At 36.3% G+C, this 15,678-nt stretch carries 18 protein-coding genes; 10 read left to right on the top strand and 8 right to left on the bottom strand.

The window, feature by feature from the left end; genetic code table 11:
- From Dpoa569_RS06180 to Dpoa569_RS06165, 4 genes are all read left to right on the top strand, one after another.
- The gene (locus Dpoa569_RS06180; RefSeq protein ID WP_042871611.1) at positions 1 to 465 is read left to right on the top strand and encodes a hypothetical protein; all 465 of its coding nucleotides are present in this window, start codon (positions 1 to 3) and stop codon (positions 463 to 465) included.
- Positions 462 to 2,489: a hypothetical protein gene (locus Dpoa569_RS06175; RefSeq protein ID WP_042871614.1), complete on the top strand. Its 2,028-nt coding sequence runs from the start codon at positions 462 to 464 to the stop codon at positions 2,487 to 2,489. The genes Dpoa569_RS06180 and Dpoa569_RS06175 overlap by 4 nt, the downstream gene beginning before the upstream one ends.
- Before the next feature lie 776 nt (positions 2,490 to 3,265).
- Positions 3,266 to 4,687, top strand: a complete 1,422-nt coding sequence (gene mobQ / locus Dpoa569_RS06170) for a MobQ family relaxase (protein WP_042873998.1) — start codon at positions 3,266 to 3,268, stop codon at positions 4,685 to 4,687.
- 108 nt (positions 4,688 to 4,795) lie between these two features.
- Complete coding sequence (locus Dpoa569_RS06165) at positions 4,796 to 5,269, top strand: GIY-YIG nuclease family protein (RefSeq protein ID WP_164837105.1); 474 nt, start codon at positions 4,796 to 4,798, stop codon at positions 5,267 to 5,269.
- 46 nt (positions 5,270 to 5,315) lie between these two features.
- Here Dpoa569_RS06165 and Dpoa569_RS06160 read toward each other — a convergent pair whose 3' ends face one another.
- Positions 5,316 to 5,972, bottom strand: a complete 657-nt coding sequence (locus Dpoa569_RS06160) for a hypothetical protein (RefSeq protein ID WP_042871616.1) — start codon at positions 5,970 to 5,972, stop codon at positions 5,316 to 5,318.
- Between the two features lie 17 nt (positions 5,973 to 5,989).
- Entirely contained in the window at positions 5,990 to 6,544 is a 555-nt protein-coding gene (locus Dpoa569_RS06155) for a membrane lipoprotein lipid attachment site-containing protein (protein WP_042874000.1), read from the bottom strand.
- Between the two features lie 670 nt (positions 6,545 to 7,214).
- Between Dpoa569_RS06155 and Dpoa569_RS06150 the strand changes: the two genes are divergently transcribed.
- From Dpoa569_RS06150 to Dpoa569_RS06135, 4 genes are all read left to right on the top strand, one after another.
- Complete coding sequence (locus Dpoa569_RS06150) at positions 7,215 to 7,592, top strand: hypothetical protein (protein WP_042874001.1); 378 nt, start codon at positions 7,215 to 7,217, stop codon at positions 7,590 to 7,592.
- Between the two features lie 1,440 nt (positions 7,593 to 9,032).
- On the top strand, positions 9,033 to 9,767 hold the full coding sequence (locus Dpoa569_RS06145) for a helix-turn-helix domain-containing protein (RefSeq protein ID WP_042871619.1): 735 nt from the start codon (positions 9,033 to 9,035) through the stop codon (positions 9,765 to 9,767).
- A 27-nt stretch (positions 9,768 to 9,794) separates the two neighbouring features.
- Positions 9,795 to 10,595 carry a hypothetical protein gene (locus tag Dpoa569_RS06140; protein ID WP_042871621.1) on the top strand — a complete coding sequence of 267 codons (801 nt, stop codon included), beginning with the start codon at positions 9,795 to 9,797 and terminating at the stop codon, positions 10,593 to 10,595.
- A gap of 183 nt (positions 10,596 to 10,778) precedes the next feature.
- Complete coding sequence (locus Dpoa569_RS06135) at positions 10,779 to 11,267, top strand: DUF4756 family protein (RefSeq protein ID WP_042871623.1); 489 nt, start codon at positions 10,779 to 10,781, stop codon at positions 11,265 to 11,267.
- A 136-nt stretch (positions 11,268 to 11,403) separates the two neighbouring features.
- On the opposite strand, the gene Dpoa569_RS06130 is transcribed toward Dpoa569_RS06135, so the two are convergent.
- The 6 genes from Dpoa569_RS06130 to Dpoa569_RS06105 all read right to left on the bottom strand — a co-directional run bounded on the left by Dpoa569_RS06130 (position 11,404) and on the right by Dpoa569_RS06105 (position 14,096).
- Entirely contained in the window at positions 11,404 to 11,646 is a 243-nt protein-coding gene (locus tag Dpoa569_RS06130) for an H-NS family histone-like protein (protein WP_042871625.1), read from the bottom strand.
- Positions 11,647 to 11,709: 63 nt separating this feature from the next.
- Positions 11,710 to 12,075 carry a hypothetical protein gene (locus Dpoa569_RS06125; RefSeq protein WP_042871627.1) on the bottom strand — a complete coding sequence of 122 codons (366 nt, stop codon included), beginning with the start codon at positions 12,073 to 12,075 and terminating at the stop codon, positions 11,710 to 11,712.
- Between the two features lie 56 nt (positions 12,076 to 12,131).
- The gene (locus Dpoa569_RS06120) at positions 12,132 to 12,422 is read right to left on the bottom strand and encodes a hypothetical protein (RefSeq protein WP_042871631.1); all 291 of its coding nucleotides are present in this window, start codon (positions 12,420 to 12,422) and stop codon (positions 12,132 to 12,134) included.
- 75 nt (positions 12,423 to 12,497) lie between these two features.
- Positions 12,498 to 12,830: a hypothetical protein gene (locus Dpoa569_RS06115; RefSeq protein WP_042871633.1), complete on the bottom strand. Its 333-nt coding sequence runs from the start codon at positions 12,828 to 12,830 to the stop codon at positions 12,498 to 12,500.
- A gap of 20 nt (positions 12,831 to 12,850) precedes the next feature.
- Positions 12,851 to 13,069 carry a helix-turn-helix transcriptional regulator gene (locus Dpoa569_RS06110; RefSeq protein WP_040033115.1) on the bottom strand — a complete coding sequence of 73 codons (219 nt, stop codon included), beginning with the start codon at positions 13,067 to 13,069 and terminating at the stop codon, positions 12,851 to 12,853.
- A gap of 151 nt (positions 13,070 to 13,220) precedes the next feature.
- Positions 13,221 to 14,096: a DUF6387 family protein gene (locus Dpoa569_RS06105; RefSeq protein ID WP_042871637.1), complete on the bottom strand. Its 876-nt coding sequence runs from the start codon at positions 14,094 to 14,096 to the stop codon at positions 13,221 to 13,223.
- A gap of 313 nt (positions 14,097 to 14,409) precedes the next feature.
- Here Dpoa569_RS06105 and Dpoa569_RS06100 point away from each other — a divergent pair, with 313 nt between their 5' ends.
- Both Dpoa569_RS06100 and Dpoa569_RS06095 read left to right on the top strand, forming a co-directional pair.
- Positions 14,410 to 14,856, top strand: coding sequence for a hypothetical protein (locus tag Dpoa569_RS06100; protein ID WP_042871639.1), 447 nt, complete (start codon positions 14,410 to 14,412; stop codon positions 14,854 to 14,856).
- Between the two features lie 3 nt (positions 14,857 to 14,859).
- Entirely contained in the window at positions 14,860 to 15,429 is a 570-nt protein-coding gene (locus Dpoa569_RS06095; protein ID WP_050569479.1) for a hypothetical protein, read from the top strand.
- Positions 15,430 to 15,678: the final 249 nt, after the last annotated feature.

Below are 15,678 nucleotides of genomic sequence, written 5' to 3'. Positions count from 1 at the left end.
ATGGATCTTTTAAAAGTAACTCCTGAAAAGATGACTTTTAACTCAACTGGATCGCCTGTTGAGCCGGAATTGCGCCCCATTTGGAGAATATCCTTACTCACTATTATTCTTAACAAACTATGTAGAGGTTCCTCTGCAAGTTTGAAAAAAATACAAGTCTTATATTCTTTAATCGCATCTGCTGATAAAAGATCGCGATATCTCTCTGAGGGAGCTTTCTCAGATATTAGCATTCGTTTTGATCCGCTATTGGATAAAGCGATTTCGTTGGGATTGGCGGAAGGGGTGTTCTCGCTAGACACAGCAAAAAGTGTTGTTTTGACTAATAAAGGAACTCTTTTGTCTAAAAAAATTTATAAAGATTCAACATTATTTGTTTTTGAGAAAGAGTTCATTGAAAACTATAGTAAATCTGAATTTTCAGACAAAAAAATTGATCAGATATTATATAATGGAATTATATGAGCAGGCTTAAAATCGAACGGTTGATAATTAGAACAAGTACAAGTGATGGGATTTATGGAACAGATCTCAAATTTGACTATGGCTTAAATATAATAAGTGCAGAGAATTCTTCTGGTAAATCTACCTGTATACAATCAATAATATATGCATTAGGATTGGAAGGTATTTTGGGGCCATCGAGAAACAATCCTTTAAAATCTGCGCTAACAACTAAATTAAGGGATTATAATGATAATGAAATTCCAGTTAATGAATCAAAAATATACCTCCAAATTGCTAATAAAAATTCAAAGACAATTACCATTTTAAGAAAAAGTGATAGTGATGCTTCAAAAATAGTTACCGTTTTTGATTGCGAGTTTGACAGAATAAATCCACAGAAATTCACTGATTATTTTCTAAAAGATCCCGGCTCTGCACAGCGAGAAAAAGGCTTTCATTACTTCCTATCAAATTATTTAGGGATTAAGCAACCTCAAGTCCTAAAATATGATGGAACCAAATGTCCATTATATATTGAGTCAATATTTACTGTTAATTACGTAGAGCAGACAAGAGGTTGGGGAGGTATATTAAACATTACCCCTACTTATCTTGGCATAAAGGATTTGTCACAGAATATTCTTGAATATACTCTTGATCTGGATATTCGCGAGATTAGAAGAAAGCGAGAGATATATTTGGATGAAAAGAAAAATCAAGAGACTAAATGGCTGAATACACTTTCAGATTTAGAGTCTAATGCAAAAGCGTATGGTTTTTTTGTATCAAGAAGAATACCAGAGAAAATCACAGCGAGATCTGAGATCTATCAGGATAGTGATTTATATACATTGGATGAAAATAATCGTGAAATTTCATTGTCACAAGAAAAATCTAACCATGAAAAGGAATTGGAAATAGTTAAAAGAAAATTAAATAATGATGATATATCAAATAATGGGTCGCTAGATTTAGTGCTTGATAATCTTAGAGCAAGTTTAGAAAATCATGAAAATGCGCTCTCATTATTAATATCAGATATAGAGTCTAATAGACAGTATATTATCTCAATAAATAGAAGTCTGAATGATACAAAGGAAAGCTTGAGGAAATATAGAGATATTGAGAAACTTCAGCTATTAGGTTCACAAGAGGAATTTTCTTTTGTTGAGGGGAGTTGTCCAACCTGTGGGCAAACTATAGAAAATACGCTTTTGCCAGCAACCTTAGATGGTAAAATATTAACTATTGAAGATAACATCAAATATCTTGAAAAGACTTTGGCTGTTTTCAATAGTTTAGCAAGAAGTGAAAAATCAAAATTTGAAAAGAAAGAAGCAACATTAAAAGTTGCTAATGCTAGAGTTCGAGATTTACGTTACCAAGTCAAGGAGACTCAACGTAGTATTTCCTCTCCGATAAATTCAGAAATTAGAGAGCTGATAAGAAAAGAAGTAAAATTAGAAAAAGATATTGAAAATTTAAATTCACTTTTAAATTATGAGTTAAGTAAAAAAGATACTCTTCTCGCGGTTATTTCCGACTGGAGCGAGTGTAATAATAAATTGACAACGCTTCCGTATGATGGTTTTACCCATAGAGATAATTTAAAGTTAAAGTTATTAAGGGATTCATTTAAGTCTAATTTACAAGATTTTGGGTACAAAAGCACTCCAATAGAAAATTTTAGCTTATCGAGTAATACCTATAAACCTACTATTGACGGCATAGATATTGGCTCTGAAGCATCTGCCAGTGATAATATTAGGGTTATTTGGTCATATTTATATTCATTATTAATGTTAGACTCAAATGAAATATCTACTAATCATTTGGGATTGCTTATTATGGATGAACCTAGGCAGCAGGAAACAAAAGATGTTAGTTTCAAGACGTTTATTAAAAAAGCGTCAGAATCATATCTAGAGGAAAAACAGATTATAATGGGGACTAGTGAAAAGTATAACGATTTAATCTCGATGTTAGAAGGTTTACATGTAAATCTTTTACATTTTAATAGTAATATCATACGTAAGCAGTAAATTGCTCCAAATATCCCTTGTAAATCAAAAAAATAAAAATCCTCTATTTCAATAAGTAAAAAGGGATCCCGCCCTGCTTGCTATGAGGGCTGGCCCCAATGATGAGAGTTCAATCTCAATACAAGTTTTTATTGTCTTTCACCACACACAGATATGACCAGTTTAAAAAAACGCATAAAAAAGGATGGCGAAACAAAATTTAAAAACACAATACGATAGTAATCACTAACTATTTTGTCCAATACTCTCCGCGTTACTTATTTTTATTTATTAGTGCTTTTCATTTTACTTGTTAAAATTTAATCCTGATTTCCATAGTTGACCTGTGAATTGTGCAACAGGGAAAACTACCGATAAACTTACCTGTTTTTTTGTTTTAGAGTTTTCCCGCCTTACGGCGGGATAAATTAACACTCTTTTTGTCCTTCGGACGCTATCTAAAACCCATCGCTATAATATCGAGGGAATACTTCGCCCGTTTATCCAGATTGCGCCGCTTAATTCGGCGTTTTGTTTTACAGGCATTCATATATTTCGTATTAATTAAGTAGGGAGGCTTTTACATTGTCTCTATTTTTAATAAGACAATGCCCACTTATACACTGCGTAGCAGTGTGTGGGCCCTACCGGGGGTTGCCTGCCGCAGGCTAACACCGTTTCCTTCGGAAACAACGTCAACGTCAACCCCGAAGTTTTTCTTGCGAAAAACTAACGGCAGCATAGTTATCGTTGCGTTTTATATTTTGGTTTTATTTTATGTTGAGGTCTTTTATTATATGGCGATATTTCATCTGGAGTTTAAAATTGTGAAACGTTCTGAGGGTATGTCTTCCTGCAGGAAGGCAGCCTATCATGCACGTTGCAGAATAACAGATGATCGCACTGGCAATACCTACGATTTCAGCCACCGAACAGATTTATTCCATCATCTGATATTAGCGCCTGTTTCCGCACCTGCTGATATTGTCGAAAACTCAAGCTCCTTGTGGAACGAAGTTGAAAGGGTTGAGCGTCAGAAAGACGGTCAAACAGCCCGTTATTTTGATGTGGCTATTCCCTGTGAATTGGACAATGAAGACAAGATAAAACTGGTTGTTGAATACTGTCAGGAAAATTTCGTCGATAAAGGAATGATTGCCGATATAGCCTTCCACGATTTGGGTGGCAATAATCCCCACGCACATGTAATGTTGACATTAAAACCAATCACCGCTGATGGCTTTGGTAAAAAAGAAAGGAGCTGGAACGACAAGAAAAACGTAATACTGTGGCGTGAAGCGTGGTCTGCTCTTGCCAATCGCTATCTTGAAGCATCAGGCGTGTCAGAACGTATTGATCATCGTTCTATTGAGGCTCAACATAATGAAGCACTCGAACATGCTGCTATCACCTTGGATGCAGAAGAAAAAGCACTATGGCTTGCCAAAGCAACAGCAACCAGCCGCCCGGCAATGCAACGTATTCATCGTGCCAAATGGAACAGTCGAAGCGTTCAGGAAAAACGTGCTGCTGAACAGGCTGTTCGTGATGAGATGATAAAGGAAGCACAGGCCACATATAGTGTCTTCAAAGATTTGGATCTTCAGATCGTTGTTGACCTCAGAAGCTTTACCGTGTCGCAGCTTCCTGAACCTCTTGAAATCGTCTTACCTGAAATACAACCTCGAACAGAGTTCTCTGAGACAGGTTCACAGTCAGCATCATCAGAAGACCAAAAGCCTGTTCTGGTTGCCCCTGCGCCTCATACACGCACCAAATTGAAAACCCCATCCTCTTCAACGGCCAGAGCGGTTAAACGCGCTCCTGTTAAAAGTAAGAGAAAGCAGGTTAAACCCCGTCAGGACGGTATTTTTAAACGTTTCACTTTGCTGGTAGTGGAATATATAAGAGAAAAATTTGTCTGGGCCAGAAAGAAACCAGCTCCTGTTTCCGTTGAAGCTGATCACGATAAGCGTATTGCTGAAAACTATGTGTTTGATGAGGTGCAGGGGATCTATATTCCACGTGCTGAGTATGAAAGACGCGCAAGGTTTAACAGTGACACTTATAGTCCAACACCTGATGAAATAAGACGTTTTCCAAGTCGTCCGGTTAAGTCAGTACAGCCTGATGATGATCTTGACTACATACCTACGCTTTCTAGTGGCAAAAAACCGCTATTGCCTAAACTTAGACCGCATAATTATCATAATGAGTAATAATAACAGTTGGCATATGTATAATTGATTGTGATAATCATATTGAACGTTATAAAATATCATGAGAAAATCTAATTTAATTTTTTCATTATGGAACAGTACATCAGAATGTGTGCGCACGAAATATACTCAAGCCCAGCCGAACTATACTGGCATAAGCCAATAAATCTTGTCGAAATCAACTACAACCGAAAACACGAACTGATATATCAAATACCGGAAAGTTATGGTATTTATATTTTCCATCGGCGTTATGCTGAATTCGGCGAGGCATTATACATTGGCAAGGCTTCTAATTTAAGGAGAAGGATATCTCAAGAGTTAAATGCCAAAGAGCTGATTGAGCATGTGAGAGATGCGAAAAGAGGAGCTAAGCTATTATCTTTTGCAGAAATAAAAATGCATGGTAATTGCAATAAAGATAAGTGTATCGATGATATAGAAAGTGCTCTGATAGAATTATCTATGAACAGAGGTGACCATCTATTTAATACTAAAAAAACAAAAGTACACATTCAAGAGGTAACGTCACTAGGAGAGAAACCATCATTTTTAGAAAAAAAATTATATATGTATCAATAATAAGCAGAAAAAATGGAAGGCAAAAAGCTGCCTTCCATTTTTTAATTTATTCGTTAGTGGGGTTTCTCTGATCTAAAGCATCCTGATATCGCTGCCGTTCAACAATATTCAGATTTGCATCAAGCAAAATACTCCGCCCCTTCACAGCAATATCGTAGTCAATTTGTGATTGCATCTCATATTCTTTGGTCGGTTTAAAATGATCTGATTGCGGTGCATATGACGATGCAGAATAACCAGAATATGTTTTACTCCCACCACAACCGAGATAAGCCAGCAGACAGGCAAACAGGAAGCACAACGTCCATACCATATTGAATCCATTAAGCGTGTATCCGCTGCCATTCACATTTGAAAATACGCTATGAAATCTGACGGCATAGACAATCAGGAATGATGAGAGGATAACAACCCTACTTTTACCTACGGTCAAATGCTTACGTATAAATTTTATCGTTGGCACCAGTGTGACCATAAACAGCCCGATAGCAGCTAACATCAGCCATAACGGGAACAGTCCGTATTTTTGCGTGGTGTTCTGCGATAGCGTCACAATAGAAAGTACCAAGAAGGCGTTCAGCAGAAAAAGCCTCAGGGCCAATGATACCTTAACCTTCTTTGATATCTTATGTAGAAATAGTACCGGAGCCAGTGATGGTATGTTCACCAGCAGAGCAATCAAAAACATCCAGATAGTGTTCATAGCGTCTTTTCCTGAAATTACTGTGCTGACCAGCCGTTATTGGTTTTCACCAGAACAGTTTTGGTTTCTTCAGGTGTAGCCATCCCCTTGACGCCAGAAAAGGTTTTCTTATCCACCCAGCCCGGTACACCATCCAGTTTCCACGTATAGGTCACTTGCGTCATTTTAACGCCATTACCCTCGCTGGGTTCGGTCCAGCTTTTCACCTCAGCGACAACACGATGACCCACACAGGCACCGTCTTTGCGATCCCAAAACTCAACTTCCTGACCTTTATCGGTAACTTCCAGAACATCAACACTGTTAAACCCGTCAGATTCTTGCGAAACCTTTAACAGCCCCTGTCCAACAAGTCCTTTAAGGATTTCATCACTGGCACTGTATCCGGCAGAGCGGAAACCACGGTTCACCCGTCTGGGGAAGCCTTTATTGAATACAACATCATTGTCCTTGAGTGAGTAGCACACTTTGGACGATGATATTTTTGCGTTGATAGCCTTCTCAAAGTCGCCTTTCTCACCACATCCCGCCAGAACCAGTGCCGTGCCAGCAACGAGCAAAATCTTCTTCATCTGCTTATCCATCCTGATAATCAAAAACGCTGTCATTTAAGGGAGGCGACTGTTTACCGGTATCCGTTACAGCTTGTTCTGACAGACACATAAGAGCACAGCCACCTCATTAACCAATTGATAGCTTTCAATTATTTCTGCTGGCCGTCATATCGTTTGTAACGATCAAAACTGAATTAATGATAGATATTAGCTATCATTAATTTTTTATCGATCGATTTAAACAATTAAAATACCGATCGATAAACCTATTTTAATCGCTATTATCTATCAATATTCAATTATCGATCTGATATACCGATCATTTTGCTTGCCATACCTGACGCTGATAGATAGAGTTAACCAGAGGCTCATAAAGCGATTTGCCACGTACTTCTGGCTCAGTAAAAACAAAGCCTTTCAGATGGTAAGAAACGCGCTATAGGCTGTTTTATGAGGCAGGAATGGCTGTTATGCACATCAGGGAAACTACGCAGACAAGATTTCATATGGAATAACGTGATAATCACTTAATTTACCCGATTACTCGTTCACCTAATGCTTTTCCATTTTCTGTGGAGGCATATGTTCGCCAGTAATCAATGAAACAGGCTTGTGGCGGTTTATGACCAACACGATTTTTAATCTCCCTCATACCACTTTTTTATTGTTATGTTTTATCGGAGCTAATATGAAAAAACAGCTTATTGCGGCACTGGTTATCCTGCCTCTTTCCGCCTGCACGACTTATGGTAATAAATCTCTGAAAAACGAAACCCAACAGACCGTTAAAACCAAAATCGTTAAAGGGAAAACTACGCAGCAGGAAATCTTAGCTGCATTCGGTGAGCCTCAAACACGCGCCAGCAATGATGGTCAGGAGATGTGGTCTTACTCCAGTATGTCAGGCGAGAGCCAGATATCGAACTACGTTCCCGGTCTGGCCCTGCTGAAGAACAGCAACACCGCTCATATGAACTCCCTTGAAATCTGGTTTAAAGGGAATGTTGTTGACCGATATAATTTCAGTCAGACAGCAACTAAGGTTTCGCGTGGGTTGTTGGATTAAAACCTATAAAAAAAGCCACTTTCTATAGTGGCTTTTAAAAACAGAGACTATTTTTACTTAAAAAGATTCTTTCTCTAAAACTTCGGGTAGAATGCTCTATAAGTTTAATGGCATTCGTTATATTTTTCTCCTTTATTATTTATAGTAATGTATCTTATAGGAGACATTAAGTTAAATATCACCAAACTTTTTAGACACTTATTTTCAGATTATTATCCGAATTTACAAAAATTCTACTATCAATTTATAACGCCAATTTTCTTTGATTACTCTCTTCAGAGTAAAGTAATTACCACAGAGATCATCGGATTCTTTTTTATTTTTTCAATATCTGAATTTTTCTAGCGTTAGTAATTTAGCATGCTGTCGTTTTTACGCTTGAAAATGACATAGAAACTGACTACAGAGTCAGGAACACTGACTGTACGGTCAGTCGCATACTTTCGTCCTAAGTCTTATACTGCAAGGGCTACAGGCCGACTTTTCCTTAATTTAATTTTTCAATAAGTAAGATGTAATACTTAAGAGGATTAAAAGAAACCGGGCGATTTTTATGATCGCCATGAAGGGTTTGGACATTAAAAATCATTAGATTTTTCTGAGTGCAATCTTCATTTTTATTGTGAAGCTTTCCTTATTATTTTATTAAAACCTTTTTTTGAAAATCACCATCCTCTATGAGCTGATGCTCATGTGCTGACGCACGGCTACGCCCTAACGCTGTAAAATATATTTAATGTTTTAAAAATGGTATTTGCTATGTTTGCGGAGAAAGTCAAAAGGATCAATCTCTGTTCTTTTAATTATAATAAGATATATATGATCCTATATGTCATAACAGTATTAGCACTAAAACATATAGCATTTGCTCTTAAACGTATAGGAAAACTATATTCAAAGAAGCAGCACTTCGTGATTGTCCGAAACAATCACATTGCTGGAACAGGGCTTGCCCCTGTTAGTGATGGATTTATCCATAAAGAATTGCGGCGACAGCCGCCAATAAAATAAAGGTAAAACAATTGCAGTATTCCTAAGATGCCAGCAGCGCTTCGTGATTGTATTAAACAATCACTTCGCTGAAAATAACTCTCAAGAAAACCACATATTCCCACGTAAAACACTCCGCACATAAGAAAAAAGGAAAACTGGACTCTCTTAACTTCTTACTAATTATTTAATTATAAGCACTGTCTCAACCCAATAAAATCAAGGCTTCACAACTTTTTTTGCTATGTTCGAACATAGCGGAATCCTATGTGCGCACATAGATCTGTCCTATGTTCGAACATAGCGAGATCTATGTTTGAACATAGTTTTTTTAACATATAACAATAGCATAATAATAAAAGTCCTATTTTATTTATAGTTTAACTATTGACTTTTATTTTTCTGCATAGTATTAAAAATAACATAATAAAAACTATAAGAGAGAATAATATGAATACTAATGACACTGAACTACTTCACCTATTTGAAACATTAACCACAGAACAAAAGATTGATATCGCAAGACACTTACTGCAAAACAAGGATATAAAATCGACCACTGTTATTTCAACAGAAGAAGATAAAGCAATCTCATTTGCACAGCCTTATGTTTTTGCTTTCACGTCCAACTTTCGTGTTTTTTCTGATTTAGACATATCTAAGAATGAATTCCGTGTATTAACTTATATTTTAGAATATATGGAGTTCGGAAATCTTATCAATCTGTCTCAATCATCACTCTGCAAAGCATTGAATATCGCATCCGGTAATATGTCAAACATATTCAAAAAACTAAAACAGAAAGGAATACTCGTTGAGCATCATGGTCATCTATATATTAACTCGAACATTTTCGCCAAAGGTCTAAGTCATCAACTTGATGAGAAGCGTAAAGAGCATTTAAGTAATGCCAGAAGTCTTCATGCGGAGCTTGAACAATACCCAGAAAACTATACTGATTACTCAAAGCAAGAAAGACGAAACTTAGCGTTAGAAACAGAAACGAAAGAGATCTACACGGACGCATTTATTTTTAGTAAGAAGAAAAAGAATAATGCAGTTCCTAATGCTAAAAACAGTATCAAGATCGATAAACCACGAAAGGTATACAAACGAACGAAAGAAAATGAAGCGGCAAGAAAAGAATTAGCTGATGGCACAAATCTTTTGAAAGCAGTATCCTGATAAAAACAATAATAACAAGGAGAAAAAATGAAAAAACTACCCGGTTCACTTGAAATAAAACTTCATGAAAAGCTATCTAAAAACGACATTCTGAACGTCTTAGCAGAACACATGACTATGCTTGAGGAAACATTTGGCATTGAAGAGTTCAAACTCTATTCTTATCTTGAATGTTATCGTGACAATAAAAAACAAGCTTTATATCACGATGGCCAAACCACCATTGTAGGTTCATTTAATTTAAGAAGTCAGGAAAACTTAGAGAATACAGCAAAACTAATCTCAAAAGAGGGTAATACCCGTATCATTTCTTTTGATAAAAAACTTGATACAGATAAAATAATCACTACAGTTGAAAACATTCAGTCGAGTAATCCTTACCGATATTGGTCAAACAACATTCAGGTTATTCCAGCTTCGCAGGTAAGTAGCATCATTCAAGATGAACAAAATCGCCAACAGGCAGAGAAAGATAGGCTCTATCTCATCGAACAGCAACGTAAGAAGGAAGAACAAGCCCGTAAAGCCAGAGAGAAAGAAGAATATGAACGTCCACTAAAAGATTTTATTGCCACAAAAATTAAAGAAAGTGGTTTATCTGAAAAGGACTTCAAAAAGCAAATTTGCTCAAGCTATAACTATCTAATAAATCATACTATAAAATCAAAATATTTTAATGAGCGCCAAGACCTATTAAAAGAATATTACGATGTTAGATTAATTCGCTACTCAATCAAGAGACCTGATGGAAAAATCGGCAAAGTTGAGATTTATACTGACGATGGTGCGTTGATTTTCGAGCAGTATAAAACTCTTCAGCTTGTTTAAAATAACAATCTCATCCTAGTATTAGGATAGATTGAAGCAAGGCTAACACTATCACAGACGGTTTTTATGCCAAATAAAGTAAGAGATGAAAATAAATTTCCTTATTTAATTCCCTACTGAATTTGACACTTTCTCTATATACCTTAACATATAAATATAACACATATTAATAGCGAGGTATTTATGAGAAATGTAAAATTAGACAACAGCGATTTATTAGCATATTTAGATACTATTGAAAAACTAAAACAACAACCATCAATGGATGAATATAAAGAAGGATATCGTAAACTGCGTAATGAAGACGCATTTGAATATGAAATTAAGAAATATAAATCTGCACATACAGAACTACGCAGGCTAGATAAAAAGAGAAAATCTCTAATGGTTAATTTTATCGATGAAATTAATCCTATAAGTTATTCAGAAGCTAAAAAATCTGTCCAATCATCAGGGGATTTTGATAAGCTTTATGAACGCAGGCTTTATGCGAAAGCGATTGTAGAAAAAAGTGATGATGAAATTATCGCTCTCGTGGTAAAGCAACGAACTGAAGCGGCACTTGATTTTCAGCAGTCTGTTGAGAAAAACCTTGAGCAACTTTCTGATATATCATTTTTAGTAAATGGATATGCGATAACGAATACAAAACGTAGGAAAATGGCTGTTTAAATGAACATAGAGAGACCATATTGGTGACCTCACCAATATGGTATGTAGTGATTGACATTTACTTCACCCACTTTTTTACGAGCTTACTTTCTGGAAGGAAAGTTCATTCAAGTAATACCTTTCGCAGTTTCTGGTGTCAGCAATAAAGATCTTCTGGCGAAATACGGTCACTTTCCATTTTTTCAAGCAGCTTCTGTAATCTTTTCATCTTATGTTTGCGTGCTTTCTTCTCACCAATCTCCTGATAGTATTCTTCCCGCCGCTCTGCTACAACCTTGCGGAACTTCTTCAACAGTTGGTTCAGGGTTTTAAGGTCTGTCGTAGCGGCTTCAGTTTGGATTTTTCTGTACATAAACATAACGTGGAATTCATCAATCATATTAAGCCTCTCAGTTTTATTTTCTATGTTATTTCCCTCTCAACGAGGGAATATAACCGTTTATCAATCACGGTCCACTGTCATTTTTAACTTCCAATAAACAGGACCGTCAGTGTCATTCTGATTTATGTTTTTCAACACCATTTCAATGATATGTTCTTTATGCCAATATAAAATCTTTTCCTTCAACTCATCAAAGTTGATATCAGATAAATCTTTATACCTCTCATCTTTTACACACACTTCAACTTCATGTGCAATCAGAACGTCATAAAGTATCTCTGACAACATTTCTCCTGATAAAATATTCATTGCTGTTTCAGGCTCTGTTTCATTTATGTGATAAATCGTTTCACAATACCCCTGTAATACTGTTGATATAAGATGTATTACCGTTTCACTTTTTTCATTCAATACTATCTCTTTCATTTTTAATCCTTCTGTTATATTTATGATTGTTAGCCCCTTGCGGGGCAACGTTAAACTTACTTTCTAAAACTATCTGAATACCGCACCAACATTGCTGCAACCAGTTCAAAGTTAACTTCGGTAATATCACCACGATTACCTTCTTGAGCCGTAAACCTTTCAAAGTTCCTCTTAATATGGTCAAATACATTCATAATGAATGGACTCATAAAATCAGGATCATCCAGAAGCTCCGTACTTTCACCATTAATCTCTTGCAGGACTTTCCAGCTTGCCTTAAATGACCTTTTAGCAAGGTCAAAGAACAGTGCTGTGGATTTATTTTCAATAACGTTTTCTTTAGACATATTTATATCCTCATAGTTAAATGCTTTTATATTTCACTTTGATATTATTTACCCCTGACGAGGCAGATCGAACACCTACTGGTGGTCGTTTAAAATACAGCAGCTCACTGCATTGTGTATTTCGCGTAGATTCACAAGAACTTCATCAAAGTGAACGTCATTAAGCGAACCTTTATATCTGTGCCTTTTTAAAAACTTGTTAAAACCTATCTTGCTGTTTCCTATGACTGCTTTTAAAATATCTTCCATATACTCATCATCCTCAAGGATGTAATAGAACCTTTCCCCCACACATTCCTGCATGCGTCGTAAATACTTATCATAACCCTCACAACTTTTTAATATAAAATATCTTGTGGAATCATTAGTGACATTCATTTTCATTGATGGCAATACCATACTCTTCATTTTATTTCCTCTTGTTTATATTATTTAGATGCATTACGTGATTGTGAAATTGCGTTATCAATCCACGAATCAATCTCACTTTCGATAAAAGCTACTGCTCTTACACCCGTTTTTACCTGTGTAGGAAAACGTCCGGCTTTGATAAGTTCATAAATCCACGTCTTACCAAATCCTGTTCTTCTTATTACTTCCGGTAAACGAATAAGGCGGTTTTTTTTATTTTCTTCGATTTGAACCATATTTATCTCCTGTGTTGTTTCGATGGAAATAATTGTATGGATAACTCATGTGAGAAACTAGGTTGGTTCACCAGCCCTGAACAGGCGGGAAGTTCAGGACCAGTGAATTTAGGGGATGTTTATGGGAGTTGAATACCGGGGACGTTCAGGCTTAGCGAACATCCCTTGTTTTCTTTTTGTCTTCCGGTTTGTCATTCATAGTGATGACTTCAATAATATTCGAACTCTTTATGAGCATGTTTTTTATGAAGAAATCATTTAACGACTTGAAATAATTGTCATTGTTCAAGAAGTCATAGGCTAGAGGGTAATCAGTGTCTTTGATTTGCTCGCTGCCTCTGGCATAACGTATATCGGGGTGCAGGAGTCCAGCCAATACAGGATACGGGATCTTCTGATTGTAGAGTTGTTCCCATCCGATAAGATCCATCAAAGGGATGATTTTGTAATCGAGTATCTTTTGGAATGTTTTATGACCAAAGCGGAAATCTTTTTCCGGGGGCTTAGGTGCTTTCAGGTGCTTCTGCCATTGAGTGATCAGCACTTTTAAATGTTCAGCCAGATCATCACTGCTGGCTTCATCCAAATCAATTTCAATCAGCATCTTGTTAGCAGGATTCAAACCGCCTTGCTTCAAGTATTCAGAGATGTATTCCGAACTCACCGAAACATCATCTTTAGGCGTGTTGTTTTCCAGACGATACATCGCCCTTCCATAGTTAAACAACGAAGTCCTTGTCATTGGCCTGACAGCATAACTATGGGCCAGCATATGGCTGTCAGAAAGCCATTTAGCCTCACGTATAACCTTACCAGAACGGATCAGAGCATCATGGTGTATCGCCAGCATTTGGTTATCTTCACCTGCTGTTTCCCATTGCTGCCGAGTTTTATAAGCAAAAATCCGTCTTTCCAGCTCAGCATAAATTTGTTCTAGCGTTAAGTCTTTCAGCACATCATAGCGACTTACATCAAACCATTTGCTTAATGCTTCGACGATCTCCGCTTTAGACATCTTTTTGGTCATTTTTTCTCTACAAATTTTCCAGTTGTAATAAATTTATATCACAAAACGCGGATGTTGTTGACATAAGACAGTTTTATTGTCTGGGCATTAGATTAAAGCGGGTGATTCAACTTCTCTTTGGATCATAATAAGCTGGAGGGTTTGATTCGTTATTTTTGGATTGAAGTAGATGATTCGTTAAAGATCTCTGAGCCAATGGGAATCTGAAAACTATAGTAACAGTTCCACTTATTTACAAATAAACATTGACAACTCAGAAAAAGCGTTAACATAATATATTAATGCCATATAATCTAGGTAGGTAGGAGAACTTATGTCAAATAACTTATTACTGGTAGAATATAGCCAATCTTCAGATGGTAAATTATTAGAAAATACTGCTCACATAATTGAAACGGCTTTTATTGATCAAAGACTTTTAAAAGAAATAAGAGAACGTTGGGATTTCAACCTTACCGTTATATATGAAGAGGAAGATAGTGATGAACAAATTGAAATTGAAAGCTTAGGAGATGACGAAATCAATGATATTTATAATTATTTTTTCGAAGCTTTCAAGAAATTGATAATAAAAGAGAACGAAAAAATCACACTCACCGCCAAGGATACATTAATAAATATTGGTGAGGATAATAAAAATCTTGACTTCACTTTTAATGATATCGAGAGATTTAAAACGTTAGCAAATTTAATATCAATTCTAAAATTAAAAAATGATAATTACTATGGCTCTAAAAATGTATTTTTAAAGGTAGGTTAACCAATGTCTAAAAAAAATAAAGGTAGAATAGGTGAAACCAGAGTAATTCGTGTTATCACTGATATCATGGATGTCGGAGGTGATGTGGACTTTACGCGTCATACTAACACAAATACTGCGGATAGTGGTGCAGATATAGTTCTTGAACATCCGCAAGGTTTTGTAGATAAACTTGAAACAATAGCTACTAAGTCAGATACTGAGTCCACAATTCCGAATTTACCGCCAAGTGAAGTGATAACTAATACAGAGAAAACAAGAATTGATGTAAAAAATACTGATAGGAAGCTTGGTAAGGATACAGTAATTAAGTTTGGTGGTGATATAAGAAAAAATCCTGACTGCAAAAATCATATTTTAATGGGTGGAAGTGCTCTTACTAAAGGAGCAAAGGATGAACTGATTAGTCTTCAAACTGCTCACTCACAATCAGGAAAAACAATCCTTCACATAACGAATGCAGGGTTGATAAACATTGAAAGTCATTATAAGTCTTTGAATTCTCCTGAGACTAATAGCACCCCAGAACCATCTGAAACCAAGGATAATCAAAAACCATCTGAAACTGATTAGCTGTTATTAACTGAACTAACTGAGCAGTAATATGAATATGTTTATTGCCAGATCTAATAACATGCCCTAAATAATTCGAGTTGCTTGTAGGTGCCAAGTTCAGCCCGTAGATTAGCATAGATAAGCTATGTGACTCGGCGGGCTGGTTGTCGGTAACATGTGTGACAGGTATATACCGAACGCTCAAAGCAGCCTGTCAAATGGCATAGTAGGTTTCTCAGACTTTGTTGGAGGCTAATCTACTGATGT

Source organism: Dickeya poaceiphila (genome assembly GCF_007858975.2).
Taxonomy (GTDB): domain Bacteria; phylum Pseudomonadota; class Gammaproteobacteria; order Enterobacterales; family Enterobacteriaceae; genus Dickeya; species Dickeya poaceiphila.
The sequence above is the reverse complement of the archived record's forward strand: the minus strand, read 5'-3'. Positions and strand labels throughout refer to the sequence as shown.